Here is a 15,559-nt window from a genome sequence, read left to right on the forward strand (position 1 = left end):
CAGGGATGAACGTCAACCACCGTATCAGCCAAACTTGATTTTGATATCCTCCTCTGAATACCCGTAGTCAACGCGCAACTCGACGCCCGCAGGAATATCTTCGGTCGCAAATACCACATTCAACAGATAGGGCGTCAGCTTGCCTGGGCGGCTGGCAGGGTGTTCGGCTTGAATATCGAAAGCCGCGGTCTCGACGTTATAGCCACTGGCTGCTTGCTTCACGGGTTTGCCGTCAAGATCGTAGTCGAAATGGGTATTGATCCTGGAGATGATGGTATCCCCCACCAGATAGGTCGGGTTGGGCGACATACCGACGGTGCCGGGTCGGGGCTTTGGGGAGACAACCACCCCAAACGTATTCGCCGTCTCAAGCCCAAAGCCATCGGGCATAATCACTCCGCCATAAATGCCGACGATCTCGCCTTTGGCAATACGCCGGTTGGCGACCACCATGGACTGTCCGATCAAGGCTCTTTCTCCGGGCACTTTCACATCATCGGCGGTAAATTTGCGCCACTGCAGTTTCTCCTCATACAAGGCCCCCACGCGCTCATACCCCTCAAAGAGGATGTAAGGCTTGATCTGCGCCGACGTGTAGGTAGAGCCCGAGACCAGAGAAACCTCGGTCTCCAGACTTCGTATACGTATCGGCCTGCCCTGTAGATCCCGGAGTGGGTACTTACCATTGTTGGCGCGCTTATAGGCTCCCAGTTCGTTTTCCTGAGTCATCCAGTGAACATTGCGCCGCATGAAATCGAGTTCGTCTGCCGTGTAGGGCGTCACTTGCATAGACTCGAGAGCATCTTCAAACACGTCCGGAGAACCCTCTGGCCTCATCCCTCCAATCAAGCCTCTGCGCTTCCAAAGCCCGGCGGCATCGGGTTTGGCAATAATCCCACTGGTGACCAGGGCAAACGGATTGTCCGGCGCCTGCACCCTCAACACGTAGTGCATACCATCGCCGGCATCGGGCATGCTCGCAATAAAATACTGTTGGCCATTGAACTCGATGGTGTGCGCCTGGGCGAGCTGTAATTCAGGCGTTGTGTTCTCCAACGCCTCCAGGTTTCCCCGTGGCAGCAGCGCTTCAGCGATTTCCTTTCGGGTGAGCGTGTCTATCAACTCGGCTTCCTTGATCGCCAACTGCGCCTGCAGGCTCCTCGCCTTGGCCTCGTGAGCGGAACTGGACAGCAGTTTCGCTTCAAAATCGGCGTGTTGGGCAGCCAGTTGATCGTGGAACGGCTGGCTCAACGCCTCGAACTGGGCCTGGTATTTATGGGTGATGTAATCGTTCCAGAATTCCCGGCTCAGCAGGGCCTGGTGTTCCTGAGGCGAGTCATTCAAGGCGACAACTTTTTCATAGGCGCTGTCCAGCATGGCAGGCGTGACGCCCCCCATAGAAGTGAACCGCGTGTGCTGCGGTTGACCCGGCAGATCCAGTCGGTCCTTGAGGCCATCGCGGTAGGCCAACTTGATCTCGACTTCTTCAAGCATTTCCAGTTGCCGATTCCTGGCAGACTCACTCAAGCCGGGTTGTGCGTTGATAGCGGCTCGCCGCTGATCGATATCGGCCAGGGCGATCTTTTCCACCTCATCCAGGCGAAACAAGCGCCTGGACAGTGTCAGCAGCGAGGGGCCCTGACTCACGTCCAGCGCCTGGGTGCTGGCCCGGTAGACCAGGGTCATGACTTCCAGGTTGCTGAACGACAGCGCCGCGCGGTCGCAACACGCTGCACGGCCGGCCCATTCAAACATTTGCGTGCGCAGTTTTTCGGATTCCGGACTGTTTTCAGTGATGCTGTCGATGACCTCCCAGACCCTGCGCTGCAGGTCCTCCTGGCCATCAGCTGCGGGTTCCAAGTCCCTGAGGACCTCAAAGAACCCGTTGCTTGCCGGTTGTTCACGCAACCCCTGCCACTGGGCTTTGCGTTGCGCCACTTGCCCCTCGGGCATACCGCGGGCCCACCTCTTGAAAGGCGCCAGGGACACGGGCAGTTTCACCCTGATGGACCCGCCAATGTCCAACGCCGTGGCGACCAGACGGTTGGGGTTGTCCGGCGATGCCAGGCCTGCCCGCTCCAGTCGCTCACCGTACGCACTGATCTGCTGGCGAGTTTGCTCCGATAAGGGGTTGTTGCCGATATTGGTGACTCGGCTGACGCGGTTGCTTGCCGCCAGTTCCTCATCCGACGGTGCAATGACCTCATCGGGAAGGGTTGTGAACTGATTGTTGCGCAAATCCAGGTTATACAGCAGCGGCTGCTCACCCAGGCCGGTCGGCCAGCTATCAAGGTTGGCGTGGCTCATGAACACGTTGCGCATGTCCGGGATCCGGCTGAAATCCGGCGTGATGCCAAGGGGGTTTGCGCTCAGGCTCAATGCACGCAAAGACGTGCGCTCGGACAGTACCTGGGCGGTTTGCGGGGTGAGACGCAGCCGGTTTTTGTGCAGGAATAAACGCGTCAAGCCATGCATTTCACCGAGCGCCGGCGGCAGCGCGCGCAACTGGTTGTTTGAAAGGTCCAGCCAGCGCACGTTACGAAAGCGTCGCAGCATGCCCTCGGGTGAAGCCACCAGGTTCATATGGGTCAACTTGAGCGAGCCGACATGACTGAAGTCGGCGTCCAGCTCCGGCAGGGTCGGCAAATTCAGCCCGCTCAGGTCCAACTGAATGCCGATCTGGGTGCCGTCTGCTGCGGTTTCCTGTGGCGCATCACCTCGCCAGCACTTCAGGATACGAGTCCTGGCGATGTAGCGATGATCACTGTCGGCAGCATTGAGTTCGCGCTGTGCGGTTCGCACGTAACGGGCGGCACCGCTGCTGGTGCTCTGATTGCCCCCAGCCGATGCCCAAGTGTTCAACTGTTGCTGCAACTGATCGAACGCCAGCCTGCGACTGGCCAGTTCCGCTTGCGCGCCGTCGCCCAATCCCCAGACAAACTCCCTGGCGTCTTGAACGTTATAGTGGTTGTAAAGGAGACTCGCCTCCTCAACCAGCGGGTTTTTCAGGTAAAACGCATAGCCGTCAAAGTCCGCGACCAGGTCAGGGCGTGCCTGCGTAAGCGTTTGCCAGTAACGATCCAGGACACGCCAATAGTCGTCAGGGAACGGATTACCGGAGAGCTGTGTCACTTTGTTGAGCCGGGCGACCTCTTCGACTTGCTCCGGGGATGGGTTGAGATAGGCCTGGGGCACCTCACTTAGTTTGTTATTACTCAAGTCCACGGAGGTCAGACGCGCTTTCCCTACCAAGCCGGTGGGCCATTGATCAATACGGGTGGACCTCAAGTTGAGTGCCTTCAACTGGGACATCCCCGCGAAATCGGGTAATACGCCCAGAGGATTCTGGGACAAGTCCAGCACCTGCATGTGGGTGAAGGCACTGAGCGTGGAGGCGCCTTTGGCATCCAGCTGAATCTTGTTGCCAGACAGGTCCAGATGGGCCAATTGACTCATTTCATAAACGACATCAGGTAACTGCGTCATCTGGGTGTTGATGATCTTGAGTGTTTTTACGTGAGAAAAATTTTTAAGAAAGGTTTGGGTAGAACTGTCCACGCTGACCCCCACCAACTTCAGATGATCGATGTGGCTGAAATCCGCTGTCAGCGCCGGCATCTCCACGGGTACACCGATATTGAAATGAAAGGACGAGCCCGTCTCGCGTCGCCAGCATCGCCTGATTTGATCAGCACAGGCCCGCATCCCTCCAGCCTGCCGGTAGAAAAACGTGATTGAGGACGGGTGGGTATGTGCCTTGACCCATTGGTTGAGCTCACTGTCCAGGGCTGCGTACTCCGTCTCTCGACGCGCCAGTTCCGTACGAGGGTTGTCTCCAAGTGTTTCGATCAGGGCCGAAATGCCCTGCTCATCCAGCGCCGGATAAAGACTGCGTACCCGCGCACGGGTGCTGCGCAACGCATTCACTCCTTGGGCCAGCAGTTGTTCATACCCGCGGCCACCACCCAGCAGTCGCATCGCTGGATCATAGGCCGGCTTGCGTACCGGATGCTCCAACAGTACGGTGCGCAACGGTGCACGTGGCAGTGGTGACGCCTGAATCAATGCCTTGAGCTGTTGGGTATCGGTCAACCCCAGCCGTTGACGTTCATCCGGGGACATCACCTCCCACACCGCCTCATAAAAGTCCCTGGGCATTGCGGCGACGAACTGGCCATTCTCCATCAGCACCAGTTTGCGCACCTGAGTCTGGTCAGGACTGCCAATGGCATCGAGCAACGTGCCCTGCTCCGAATACTGGCGCAGCTCCAGACGAACGCCCCTGCGCCAGCCAGGCAAGGTTTCCAGGGTACGCAGGGCCAGGCGCAAGCTGTCGACATCGGCCAGGGAATCCAGCAGCAGCCCTTCATAGGCGCGGGATACGCGGGCCTCCTGCTCATACCAGCGCGCCTGCTCCACCACCGGTTCCGGCAGGATGGCCTTGGTGCGCCAGGTTTGCAGCTCCTCGGCACTGAGACTGTCGAGCAAGCGGGAGGCTATCGCGCCGGGAAGCTTGGGGTAGCCCTCCAGGGAGCCGTCGGCTGCCGTCAGTGCCTGGTAGCGCTCCTCCAGGAAAGCTGCCTTGAAGACCTCCACTTGATCACCCAGGTACTGGCGCAGCTTTGCGGCCCTCGCAGACAAAGACTCCTCAGGCGTTCCCGGGAACTCCTTGAGTTCAGGATCAACCCCTTGCAGGGTGTACAAGACTTGCTCCAGCAACTCACCCCGCGCCTGATGGTTTGCGCTGAGTACGATGGTGCGACGGTTGCCGGCGGCAGCATCCTCCCAGAGCGTGCGCCCGGCAGCGTCGATGACGCGCAAGGGCGATGTGCTGGGGAGCATCCCTCGGCGCTTGAGCAGATCCAGTTGCAGCACCGGGTCCGCCTGGGCATACACGCCGGGGTCGAGGCTTTTCATCTGCTCGATAAACCGCGAGAGCTCGTTGTGCAGGGCAAAGCGCTTGAAAGTGTCGGCAAGTATCAGCGGCGTGGGCTCATGGTTGAACTGGGCCTCTCGCAGCGCGTCTGGCTCTACCCCACTGGCGAACAGTGCATCGGCCCGCTGCCCGACCGGCACGGGTTCCGCTGGCAACCCCATACGCCGCAACAACGTGTCCGTGTCCCAGGTCAGCGGCGCGTCGGCTTCAGACTGCCAGGCGCCTTCGTGGTTGTGCGCTAGCTGCGGGGCATAGGCATCAGCGCGGTGGGGATGGCGGATGCGCCAAGCTTCCAGGGTGTCATCAAACGTCGTCTCGTAGACCTTGCCGTCCTGACGGATGTAGGTCTTGCCGTCGACCACAAACTGCCCCAAGGCATTGGGCGCCGTGCTGTCGGGTAGCTTGGTGGGGCTTTCATAAGGCGTGAGGTCAGGTTTCCATAAGCGTGCCTGACCATCGCTCGACTCGACCTGTTTCAAGCCTTCGATAACCGGCTCTGGCTTCACCGTCACCAGCTTGCCAAGCCCCTTCCCTGCCGCGCCCATCACCGCAATCAACGCGAGATTTTGCGCCACATCCACCAAGTGCACCTTGGCCGCCTTGCGGTCGCCCTCGCTCCATTCGGTCGCGCCCTCAAATACGGTGTACAGCAGCTGACCGGCAATCACCACCATCATCAACTCACCCAGACCCGGCACAAAACCTAACACCAGCATGCCGATGTTCAGCAGGCTGGCGATTTTTTGCGAGCGCACCTTCGCATCCACATCCGCCGTCGACACCGCGTGGCTGCGTGCGTCGCCCAGCAGCTTGTCGCGATACCGGTCAAACAGGTAATCCCATAGGTCGACGTTATCCGCCCAGATACCGCGGCCCCTGCGCGCAATGCCCTGAGGGTCGAGGTAGGGGTCATCCTCCGGCACTTGGACCACCGCATCCGGCGGAGGCAGCTCGTTGAAAGCACCCCAGGGGTTTAAGCCCTTTACAACCATATTGAGCAGCGGAGCGTAAGGTGCAAAGGACTGATCGAAGGTTTTATCCGGTCCGTTCTGGGTGAATTGACTGAAATAATCCGGCAGGTCGGCGTAGTCGACGAACTGGCTGAAAAAACGCTGGTAGGCGGTCGGCCCTGATGCAGATAAGTCACGCGCCGTGAACTGGCGCTTGAACTGCTCGCGCAGTTGGCCGAGAGAGTAGCGCTTGAGCGGTGACTGCGGGTCTTGCGGTACATAGAGGATGAATTCATCACTGTAGGCGTACTTGTCACTGATGCTGAACACTACGCAGCCGGTCAAGCGGTGCTTCATCAATTGGAGGTCGCGAAACCACACGCGCTTACCCTTCAGGCGTGGATTCATTTCGCCCGCGATCACCGACAGGATCATGTCGTAGTCGGCCGGTTCGATGTCCTTTTTCAACAGCGCCATTTCTGCCGCCGCGCGCATCGCGTCTTTCTGCGCGGCCACGAATGGGTCGTGAAGGGCCTTTGCCTTCGCCGCGTCCGTGGGGTAGAGAAAGCCCTTGAGGTACAGCTGATAGAGCGCGCCGATATTCAGCACGCGACAGAGCTTGAGAAACTGGCGGACCGTCAGGGATGTCGACAACGGCTCGAAGGTGCCTGGGGTGGCGCCTTCGACCACGAACCCCGAGGTCTCATCGAATGCCCCCGCCTCACACTCCGCGGCCTCGAAGTTATGGATGGCGGCCTGCAACAGCGACAGGTTCAAGACCTGATACGTACCGACACGTTCGCGCAGGATCCCATACGTGATGGTCTTGTTCAGGCGCAGGAAGGTCTTATTGACGTCGAGGGTGACCTTCAAGGCGTCTTTCAACGCCTGGCTGAGCAACGGCGCGGCGAACGCGTCGAGACCCTGCAGGTCGGCCATGGCCTTGTCGAGTTGGGTTTGCGAAGAGAAGCTGGCGAACGTCGCAGTGTCCACTGCCTGGCGCTGGACCGGGGACGCCTGGTGATACCAGTCGGGCAAGTTGGCGGGCGCGTCTTTCACCGCCTGGCGCCGTTGTGGCGTGGCCTGGATCAACCAGTCGGGGATGGCTTGCTCAAGCAGGGGGTTGTGGATACTTGCACTGGCTGGCGTGGCCGGGAGTGGCGATGGTGTGCCGGGCATAGTGACTCTCCTGGTTCAAAGGGAGAGACAGCACACCATGCCCGGCACCGCTGGCCGCGGTAGATGCTTAGCCCACAGGGCCGATCAGAACCCCTCGCGCGGGTTGAACGCCGCCTTGGCAGCCAGTTCCTGCCACAGCGCCTTGACCTCATCGCTGCTGTCCTTGGGCATCACCGCCTTGAGCTGCACGAACAGGTAACCGCGCTGCCCGGCCTTGTTCAGAAGGCCATGGCCCTTGGCGCGCATGCGCTGGCCGTTCTGGCTGCCGGCAGGCACCTTGAGGTTGATCTTGCCGGTGAGCGTCGGCACCTGCACTTCAGCACCCAGCGCCAACTCCCACGGGGCCAGGGGCAGGTTGATGATCAGGTTTTCGCCGTCCACTTCGAACTTGGGGTGTGGCGCGAACTTGATGATCAGGTACAGGTCGCCATTGGCCCCACCGCCGATACCGGGGGCGCCTTGCGCCTTGAGGCGGATACGCTCGCCATCGGCCACGCCGGCGGGGATCTTCACGTTCAGGCTCTTGGTGGTGTTGCTGACGTGACGCCCCGAAGCGTCGTACTGCGGCACCTGGAAGCTGATCTGCTTGGACTCGGTGGACAGCGTCTCTTCCAGGAACACCGACAGCTGCATCTCGACGTCCTGGCCTTTGCGCCCGGCAGGACGGCGCTGGCCGCCACCAAAGGCGTCGCCGCGCGAGCCGAAGATCGAGCTGAAGAAGTCCGAGAAATCCTCGCCACCACCGCCACCGCCGAAACCGCCACGGCTCTGCCAGCCCGGCGGGCCCTGGAACGGCTGGCCATGCTGGCCGTATTTGCGCAGCTCGTCGTACTCGGCGCGCTTATCGGCGCTTTTAAGCGCTTCATAGGCTTCGGACGCGTCCTTGAACTTGGCTTCGGCGTCTTTTTCCTTGCTCACATCCGGGTGATATTTGCGTGCGAGTTTTCGATAGGCAGCCTTGATTTCCTTGTCATCGGCGCTCGGCTCGACACCCAATATCTTGTAGTAGTCTTTGAAATCCATCGGCGGTTCACCATCCTTAATCGAGATCGCACCGCCCAGGGCACAACGTGCGCTGCATTGCACTTGTTGAGTCTTGTGGCCTGGGGGTGCGTCAAAGTGTTATCGGCACTAGCCGTATGCAGCAGATGTGGGGGCAAATACCCAACTTTCAAGCACGATTTAGCGGATAGTCGGCCTACGCATCCGCCTTCGACTGGCATACACTGCGCGGCCGTTTTTCAACCGGAACCCGATAGATCATGAAAAACCCATCCCCAGCCCGTGCCTGCGGCATCGACTTTGGCACGTCCAACTCCACCGTCGGCTGGATCCGCCCCGGCGAGGAGACGCTCATCGCGCTGGAGGACGACAAGATCACGTTGCCGTCGGTGGTGTTCTTCAACTTCGAGGAGCGCCGCCCGGTGTACGGCCGCCTGGCCCTGCATGAATACCTGGAAAACTACGAAGGCCGGTTGATGCGCTCGCTCAAGAGCCTGCTGGGTTCCAAGCTGATCAAGCACGACACCAGCGTGCTGGGCACCGCGATGCCCTTCACCGACCTGCTGGCGCTGTTCATCGGCCAGCTCAAGAGCCGCGCCGAAGCCAATGCCGGGCGTGAGTTCGAAGAAGTGGTACTGGGCCGCCCGGTGTTCTTCGTCGATGACGACCCGATGGCCGACCAGGAAGCCGAAAACACCCTGGTCGACGTGGCACGCAAGATCGGCTTCAAGGACATCTCGTTCCAGTACGAGCCGATTGCAGCGGCGTTCGACTACGAGTCCACCATTGAAAAGGAAGAGTTGGTCCTGATCGTCGACATCGGCGGGGGTACGTCCGACTTCTCCCTGGTGCGCCTGTCCCCGGACCGTCGCCACAACGACAACCGCCAGAGCGACATCCTCGCCACCGGTGGCGTGCACATCGGCGGTACCGACTTCGACAAGCAGTTGAGCCTGCAAGGGATGATGCCGCTGTTCGGCTACGGCAGCCGCATGAAAAGCGGTGCCTACATGCCCACCAGCCACCACATGAACCTGGCCACCTGGCACACCATCAACTCGGTGTACTCGCAAAAATCCCAGCTGGCATTGGGCAGTATGCGCTACGACATCGAAGACACCGGTGGCATCGACCGCCTGTTCAAGCTGATCGAACAGCGCGCCGGGCACTGGCTGGCCATGGAAGTGGAAGAAACCAAGATCCAACTGACCCATCAAGACAGCCGCCACGTGCTGCTGGACCGGGTTGAGCCAGGGTTGAGCGTGGAGCTGAGCCGGACGCTATTTGAATCGGCCATCGACGGCTTGCTGGAGCGCGTGCGCAACAGCGTCACGCAGTTGCTCAACGATGCGTCGGTTAGCGTGGCACAGGTAGACACGGTGTTCTTCACCGGTGGTTCAAGCGGCATCCCGGCACTGCGCCACAGCATCTCGGCGATGTTGCCGAATGCACGGCATGTGGAAGGCAATATCTTCGGCAGTATCGGCAGTGGCCTGGCGATTGAGGCCAGCAAGCGTTACGGAAACTGATCTGTCGAGTGGTGAGCGGGCTTGCCCCGCTCACCACAAAGACTCAGTTCGGCCCAAGATGCTAAGCGCCACACCCTACCCGCGCTTTTTGCACGCCGATGTACCGCTCAAATGTCCCGTACTTGGCCGGCACCTGGATCACGGCGCCCGGCTTGAGCCGCGCGTTCTCCCGGCTTGCCGCCAGGCTATCAACATAGGCCTGGCAAGCCGCCGACTTATCCCCCGCCATCTCGTAGGCAAAGCCTCGGTTCAAATTGAGATTGGTCACCACCTCAAACCGCCCGGCCTGGGCATAGATCGCCCGGGACTTCTCCAGGTACTCATTGGCTTTCACGTAGCGCTGTTCGTAGGTCGCCGTGGTGTCACGAAAGCCCTGGGTCGTATAGCGGTCCTTCTGGCTGGCCAACGCCGACGACATGAAAAACAATCCATACCCGCGATAAGCGTCCGCCAGGCACAACTGATCCCCGGCCGCCGTGCACCGTTGCACGGCCTCGGCAATCAAGCGCTCGGCCGGCAATGGCCGCCCCTGATCCAGCAACGCGTCGGCGTCAGCCAACTTTTGCCGGGGATCGGAACTGGCCACGACACCGGCTGCGGAACAGCCGACCAGTGCCGAAAAGCCGATGGCGAGGAGTACGACGCTAAATTCCTTGTTCATGGAGCAGTCCTTTTTGCGGGGGGCTAGCGAAAATAGATCACCCATAGCCCAAGAAATGTCAGGCCCCACATGACAATGCCGGGCACGATCACCAAGTAGTTCCACGGATTGAACCGAGCGTTGCTCTGACCTTCCGGGTCGCCGGCGGCAAAATTGATCAGGGCCTGGGATTGTTGAAGGATGTAGGCACAAAGAGGCAGCGCCAGGAGCGTCAGGCTTTTATAGGCAAACAACGCCTCGACGCGCGCAGCCACGGCGTCGAACACGTTGGCGCCCACAGTCACCACCACAAACACCGTCGCCCATTGCTCAAAATCGAAATCGAATTTTCGGCCGCTCTCGACCACCCGCCGGTAGGCAAGGCGGTAAAGCTTGTGCACAAAGAAGATAAAAAAGAACGCGCGCGCCAACGGCAAGATATCGGCCTGGTTGGCTTTCTTGTACAGGCTCCAGTTTTTATACGCCCAGACATAGGTGTACAGCCCAAAACTGAGCAGGCTCAGAATCAGCAGCTTTTTCTGGGAAATGACATAGAACTCGGCAGCGGGCTTTACCGCCTCAGACAACTCTGCCGTTGGTGGAGCATAGATATTGTCGCTCACAACTTGGATCCCTCTAAGTCCCTTTAAAGTCCACGAAGCAACAGCGCTTCAGTTATTGCGTCAAACCATCCCGCCGAGCTTCAACTCGCTTTTCAGGTACGCATAGTAAATCGGCCCCGCCACCACGCCCGGCAAGCCGAAGGCGGCTTCAAACACCAGCATCGCCAGGAGCAATTCCCACGACTTGGCACTGATCTGCCCGCCTACGATCCGCGCGTTGAGGAAGTACTCGACCTTGTGGATCACGATCAGGTAACCCAGCGCCGCCACTGCGACCCAGATCGACAACGACAGCGCGACGATGGTAATCAGGGTGTTGGACATCAGGTTGCCGATCACCGGCAGCAGGCCGAGCAGGAAGGTCAGCACGATCAGGGTTTTGGTCAGCGGCAGGTGGATGCCGCACAGCGGCAGCACCACAGCAAGGAATATGGCGGTGAACGCGGTATTGAGCGCGGCGATCTTGATTTGCGCGAAGACGATGTTGCGAAACGCCTGGACCAGCAGGTGCAGGCGGTCGAACAGCGCGGCGGCCAGGGGTTTGCGTTTGGTCAGGTCGGGCACGCGCTGCAGGGCGATGATCGCACCGAGCACCATGCCGATCAGCAAGGTGACGAACATGTGGGCAGCATCCTTACCCACAAGCTGCAGCTCGCTCAAATGCTTGCTCAGCCAGTCGCCAATGGCCACGCGGAACTCGGCGGCGCTGGCGGGCAGGTAGGCATCAAGGAACGGCGGCAACTGGCCGCGCGCACGGTCGACCACGCCCATGAATTTGTCGAGGGACGCCCCGGGGTTTTCCGCTTCGTGGAGCAGGAAGCTGATGGCGCCGGCAAAAATCAGGGTCAGCACGCTGACGATCAGGGTGCCGAGCAACGCCACCGCCAGCCAACGCGCGCGCCGGCCTTCGATCAATCGCTGCAGTTGGGGGGTGAGCATGTTGACCAGTTCATAGACCAACAGGCCGGCCAGCAGGCTGGGCAGCAATTTAAGCGGCAGGACCAGCAGCAATCCGCCGAAAATGATGATGTAGCTGGCCAGCAATATCACGTGACGTTGAGAAAACGTTGGCATACAGCCTCAAAACGAACGGCGTTAAAGGATGGGCAGTCTGCCAGCCTTGAGGGAATCAAGCGAGTGGGTCGGTTGTGAATGCGATCAAGTGTGGGAGCCGGGCTTGCCCGCGATGGCCTCGCCGCGGTGTACCAGACAGAGCAAGGCGCCTGTATCGCGGGCAAGCCCAGCTCCCACACTCGATCTGCGGCGTTCGCGAACGAGTGATCAGCCTTTGAGACAGGTGCTCATAAAGGTTTTACGCGCATCGCCGGTCAACGCCTTGGTTTTCGCCGACGCATTGCAATCCTTCATCTTCTGCTGCTGCGGTGTCAGGGTCTTGGCGTCATTGGCTGCCGGGGCCGACAGGCAGGTCTTCATAAAGGCCTTGCGCTCGTCACCCTTGAGCGTCTTGGTGGTGGCTTCGGCGTTGCAGGTGGTCATTTTGTTTTGCTGGGCGGTGGCGGCAAAACCTTGGGAACACAGCAGCAGGCCCATCATCAACAGCGGAATTCGCAGCATCTTCATGGAGTTTTCTCCCTGTTACCGCACCGGGGGGCACGGCCTACCCAGCAGTGTAGTCAAAGCTTGTTACATCTTCATCGGCCGCGGATGTGTGTCCGTCGATACTGCTCAGGGGTGCAGCCGGCCTGGCGCTGGAACATGGCGATAAACGCCGAGGCGGTGCTGTAGCCCAGGTCAAACGCCACATGTTGCACGCTGCGTTCGCTGTCGAGGGCCTCGATGGCCGCCAGGTAACGCAAGCGCTGGCGCCACTCGCCAAAGCTCATGCCCAGCTCGCGCACAAACTGACGCGCCAGGGTGCGCTCGCTCACGTGCACCTGTTCGGCCCAATGCGCCAGCGGGCGGTTGTCGCCGGGGTCGGCCTGCAGGCCTTCCAGCACGCCGAGCAGGCCGGGGTGACGGGCGTAGGGCAAGAAACACTCATGAATCGGCGCTTGCTTGAGCTGGTCCACCAGCACCTGGGCCAGGCGGATGTCGGACTCAGTCTGCGGCATGTTCACATCGCGCTGGGCGAAGTCGCTGAGGATGGCCTTGAGGATGTCGCTGATGGCCAGGGTGCAAGGCTGCTGCGGCAACTGCTCGCAGAGTTCCGGCGCCAACCCGACCGAGTGGTAGACAATTGCCTCGGCATTGTAGGAGCTGTGTTCGGTATGCGGTGGCACCCACACGGCGTATTGCGGCGGTGACATGAAGCGGTTGCCGGCCACTTCCATGCGCATCACGCCGCTGGCCGAGTAGTCCAGCGAGCCCCATAAATGCTGGTGCGGGGTGCATTCGGTGTCCGGGGCGAAATCCGAATAACGGAAGTACACCGGGCTCGGCAGCCGGGGGAAATCCGCCAGGCGTACATTGTGCTTGGCCATATTGTCTGGATACAGAGGTCGGTTGTCTGGATCGCAGTATAGGCTTCGATCCAGACAATGGATAATCCCGCCTCATCAACACACCTGGTTCCTTTCGATGCAATACGCTTATCCCCTGCTGGCCATTTTTATCTGGGCCGGCAACACCGTCGTCAATAAACTGGCCGTGGGCTCGATCTTCCCGGCGGAAATCGGCTTTTACCGCTGGCTGCTGGCGGCGCTGCTGTTCACGCCGTTCATGGTCAAGCCGGTGATCGCCAACTGGACGCTGATCCGCCCGAACCTGGGCAAGGTGTTCATCCTCGGCGTATTGGGCATGGCGGTGTACCAGAGCCTGGCGTACTACGCCGCGTCACTGACCAGCGCCACCAACATGGGCATTATCCTGTCGTTGATGCCATTGATGGCGCTGACGGCGGCCATTATCAGCCTCGGCCAGCGCCTGACCTACGGCGCCCTGACCGGCGCGGTGCAGTCATTCGCCGGTGTGGTCGTGGTGGTGTCGGCCGGCAGCCTCGACGCGCTGTTGCAGCACGGGGTCAACCTGGGTGACGGCATGATGCTGGTCGCGACCCTGGCCTACGCGGTCTACAGCACCCTGCTGAAAAAATGGCAGCTGCGCCTGCCGCCGCTGGTGTTGCTGTATCTGCAGGTGCTGGTGGCGGTGGTGGTGCTGTTTCCGCTGTTCCTGTTCTCGACCAAGGCCGGCCTGGGCTGGGCCAATATTCCGCTGGTGCTGTATGCCTGCCTGCTGGCCTCGATGCTGGCGCCGCTGGCGTGGATGCATTCGGTGAAAACCCTGGGGCCGAGCCGCACCACCTTGTTTTTCAACCTGCTGCCCCTGATCACCGCGCTGATTGCCGCCGTGGTGTTGAAGGAAGAACTGGCGCTGTATCACTTGGTGGGCGGCCTGCTGACCTTGGGTGGGGTGATCTTGTCGGAGCGCTGGACCACGCCGGTCAGTGCTGCCTGAACCGTCGCTATCGCAGGCAAGCCAGCTCCCACATTCCAAAGGTGGAACTCGGTCGAATGTGGGAGCAACTGTCTTGATGACCATATCTTGGCCATCGCTTTCAAAGACAGCCAAACTCCCACAGCTTCAAGCCGTGTGACCTTCAACGACACATCGCTGCCGATTTAGGCAGCGTGTTCTTTCCATTCAGTCCTATCACGCAGCATTGCGTTCAGCCGGATTAACAAAACACGCATGCATGCGATTAGCGCAACTTTTGCGCATTTTCCTTTGCCACGCAGTGCTTTATAGCGTGCCTGGAATTCAGGCTGGTCCCGAATGACGACCCAGCAGGCCATGTATAGCGAGCGACGTGCGGAAAACCTTCCGCCACGAATGTGACGCGCGCCTATGTGCTTCCCACTGTCGTTGTTATACGGCGCGAGGCCCGCTAGGGCAGCGATCGGACGCTTGCCAACCTCACCCAACTCCGGCAGGTATGCCATAAGGCTAGCCGCCGTAACGAGCCCGATCCCCTTAACTGAACACAGGCGTTCGACTTTTTCGCGATCTAACACGTTGGCGCTTTGACGAATCAACTGGTCTATCGCGTTCACAGCCTTGATCAGGTAGTCGATATGACTCTGCAACGCTGGTTTTACTACGTCGCATGAGGCCGTTTTCAGGCGCCTTTTGTCATCGTCTCTCTGCTGAATAAAGTTTTCTCGCTGTTGGACTAACGCGCGCAACTCGTCATGTTTCGGGCTGGTGATTCGGCTGTTTGGCGAGTCGAGTACCGCTGCGAACTGTGCAAGGGACTTTGCATCTATCGGGTCGGTTTTGGCTTGTTGGCCCATCGCAGTGGAAAAACTCTTGGCTCGACGGGGATTGATGCAGATGACGTTGAGGCCCGCAGCCTGGAGCGCCTTCATGACTTTGCGCTCGTAACCGCCAGTGGCCTCCAACAGCACGCGACCGACCTGGTGAAGCAATAGCCACCCAATCAACCCAGGGAAATCATCTTCGGCGTTAGCGCAACTTACCCCAACGTCAATCAGATTAACTCGAGCCTCAAGGCTGTCCTTGGAAACATCAATGCCTGCTGGATAGGAAAACATAGCCAAACCCTCTTACACTCAAAGTGAGAGCGCTCTGGCTTGGCCCACGCTTGTAACTGTTCGAGGTGGGCTCGTTCAACTGTTCGGGCTCATGTCCAGAGCGGAGAAGTGAGTGGCAGCATGGGCTCCCACACGTGCTTTAAGCACTTCGGGCATTCAGCTTGCCACTCACCCTCTCACCTTCAGCTT

General features: G+C 59.8%; 10 protein-coding genes. 2 read left to right on the forward strand and 8 right to left on the reverse strand.

The features are described 5' to 3' along the window. Positions 1–24 precede the first annotated feature (24 nt). Entirely contained in the window at positions 25–7,065 is a 7,041-nt protein-coding gene (locus CWC48_RS07510; RefSeq protein WP_100491605.1) for an NEL-type E3 ubiquitin ligase domain-containing protein, read from the reverse strand. 84 nt (positions 7,066–7,149) lie between these two features. Further along, a complete protein-coding gene (locus CWC48_RS07515; RefSeq protein WP_099493483.1) occupies positions 7,150–8,088 on the reverse strand; it encodes a DnaJ C-terminal domain-containing protein in 939 nt (312 codons plus the stop codon). Between the two features lie 239 nt (positions 8,089–8,327). On the opposite strand from CWC48_RS07515, the gene CWC48_RS07520 reads away from it, so the two are divergent. Next, positions 8,328–9,596 (forward strand): Hsp70 family protein, encoded by a 1,269-nt coding sequence (locus CWC48_RS07520; protein ID WP_078046641.1) that lies wholly within the window; start codon positions 8,328–8,330, stop codon positions 9,594–9,596. A gap of 61 nt (positions 9,597–9,657) precedes the next feature. On the opposite strand, the gene CWC48_RS07525 is transcribed toward CWC48_RS07520, so the two are convergent. The 5 genes from CWC48_RS07525 to CWC48_RS07545 form a co-directional block, all read right to left on the reverse strand. Further along, the gene (locus CWC48_RS07525; protein WP_078046640.1) at positions 9,658–10,257 is read right to left on the reverse strand and encodes a hypothetical protein; all 600 of its coding nucleotides are present in this window, start codon (positions 10,255–10,257) and stop codon (positions 9,658–9,660) included. A 23-nt stretch (positions 10,258–10,280) separates the two neighbouring features. Then, positions 10,281–10,859, reverse strand: a complete 579-nt coding sequence (locus CWC48_RS07530) for a hypothetical protein (RefSeq protein WP_078046639.1) — start codon at positions 10,857–10,859, stop codon at positions 10,281–10,283. A 60-nt stretch (positions 10,860–10,919) separates the two neighbouring features. After that, positions 10,920–11,933 (reverse strand): AI-2E family transporter, encoded by a 1,014-nt coding sequence (locus tag CWC48_RS07535; protein ID WP_078046638.1) that lies wholly within the window; start codon positions 11,931–11,933, stop codon positions 10,920–10,922. Between the two features lie 207 nt (positions 11,934–12,140). Next, a complete protein-coding gene (locus CWC48_RS07540) occupies positions 12,141–12,440 on the reverse strand; it encodes a PsiF family protein (RefSeq protein ID WP_017849707.1) in 300 nt (99 codons plus the stop codon). A gap of 71 nt (positions 12,441–12,511) precedes the next feature. After that, positions 12,512–13,300, reverse strand: coding sequence for a helix-turn-helix transcriptional regulator (locus CWC48_RS07545; RefSeq protein WP_099493485.1), 789 nt, complete (start codon positions 13,298–13,300; stop codon positions 12,512–12,514). 97 nt (positions 13,301–13,397) lie between these two features. Between CWC48_RS07545 and CWC48_RS07550 the strand changes: the two genes are divergently transcribed. Continuing rightward, positions 13,398–14,273, forward strand: a complete 876-nt coding sequence (locus CWC48_RS07550; RefSeq protein WP_100491606.1) for a DMT family transporter — start codon at positions 13,398–13,400, stop codon at positions 14,271–14,273. 164 nt (positions 14,274–14,437) lie between these two features. On the opposite strand, the gene CWC48_RS07555 is transcribed toward CWC48_RS07550, so the two are convergent. Continuing rightward, positions 14,438–15,370, reverse strand: a complete 933-nt coding sequence (locus CWC48_RS07555; RefSeq protein ID WP_100490184.1) for a transposase — start codon at positions 15,368–15,370, stop codon at positions 14,438–14,440. Positions 15,371–15,559 lie beyond the last annotated feature (189 nt).

Source organism: Pseudomonas sp. S10E 269, from assembly GCF_002798465.1.
Taxonomy (GTDB): Bacteria; Pseudomonadota; Gammaproteobacteria; order Pseudomonadales; family Pseudomonadaceae; genus Aquipseudomonas; species Aquipseudomonas pergaminensis.

Bases quoted from the DNA above. Each gene is read 5' to 3' on its own strand.
- CWC48_RS07555 (WP_100490184.1), bottom strand. From the start codon at position 15,370: ATGTTTTCCTATCCAGCAGGCATTGATGTTTCCAAGGACAGCCTTGAG.
- CWC48_RS07540 (WP_017849707.1), bottom strand. From the start codon at position 12,440: ATGAAGATGCTGCGAATTCCGCTGTTGATGATGGGCCTGCTGCTGTGT.
- CWC48_RS07520 (WP_078046641.1), top strand. From the start codon at position 8,328: ATGAAAAACCCATCCCCAGCCCGTGCCTGCGGCATCGACTTTGGCACG.
- CWC48_RS07515 (WP_099493483.1), bottom strand. From the start codon at position 8,088: ATGGATTTCAAAGACTACTACAAGATATTGGGTGTCGAGCCGAGCGCC.
- CWC48_RS07525 (WP_078046640.1), bottom strand. From the start codon at position 10,257: ATGAACAAGGAATTTAGCGTCGTACTCCTCGCCATCGGCTTTTCGGCA.
- CWC48_RS07550 (WP_100491606.1), top strand. From the start codon at position 13,398: ATGCAATACGCTTATCCCCTGCTGGCCATTTTTATCTGGGCCGGCAAC.
- CWC48_RS07545 (WP_099493485.1), bottom strand. From the start codon at position 13,300: ATGGCCAAGCACAATGTACGCCTGGCGGATTTCCCCCGGCTGCCGAGC.
- CWC48_RS07510 (WP_100491605.1), bottom strand. From the start codon at position 7,065: ATGCCCGGCACACCATCGCCACTCCCGGCCACGCCAGCCAGTGCAAGT.
- CWC48_RS07535 (WP_078046638.1), bottom strand. From the start codon at position 11,933: ATGCCAACGTTTTCTCAACGTCACGTGATATTGCTGGCCAGCTACATC.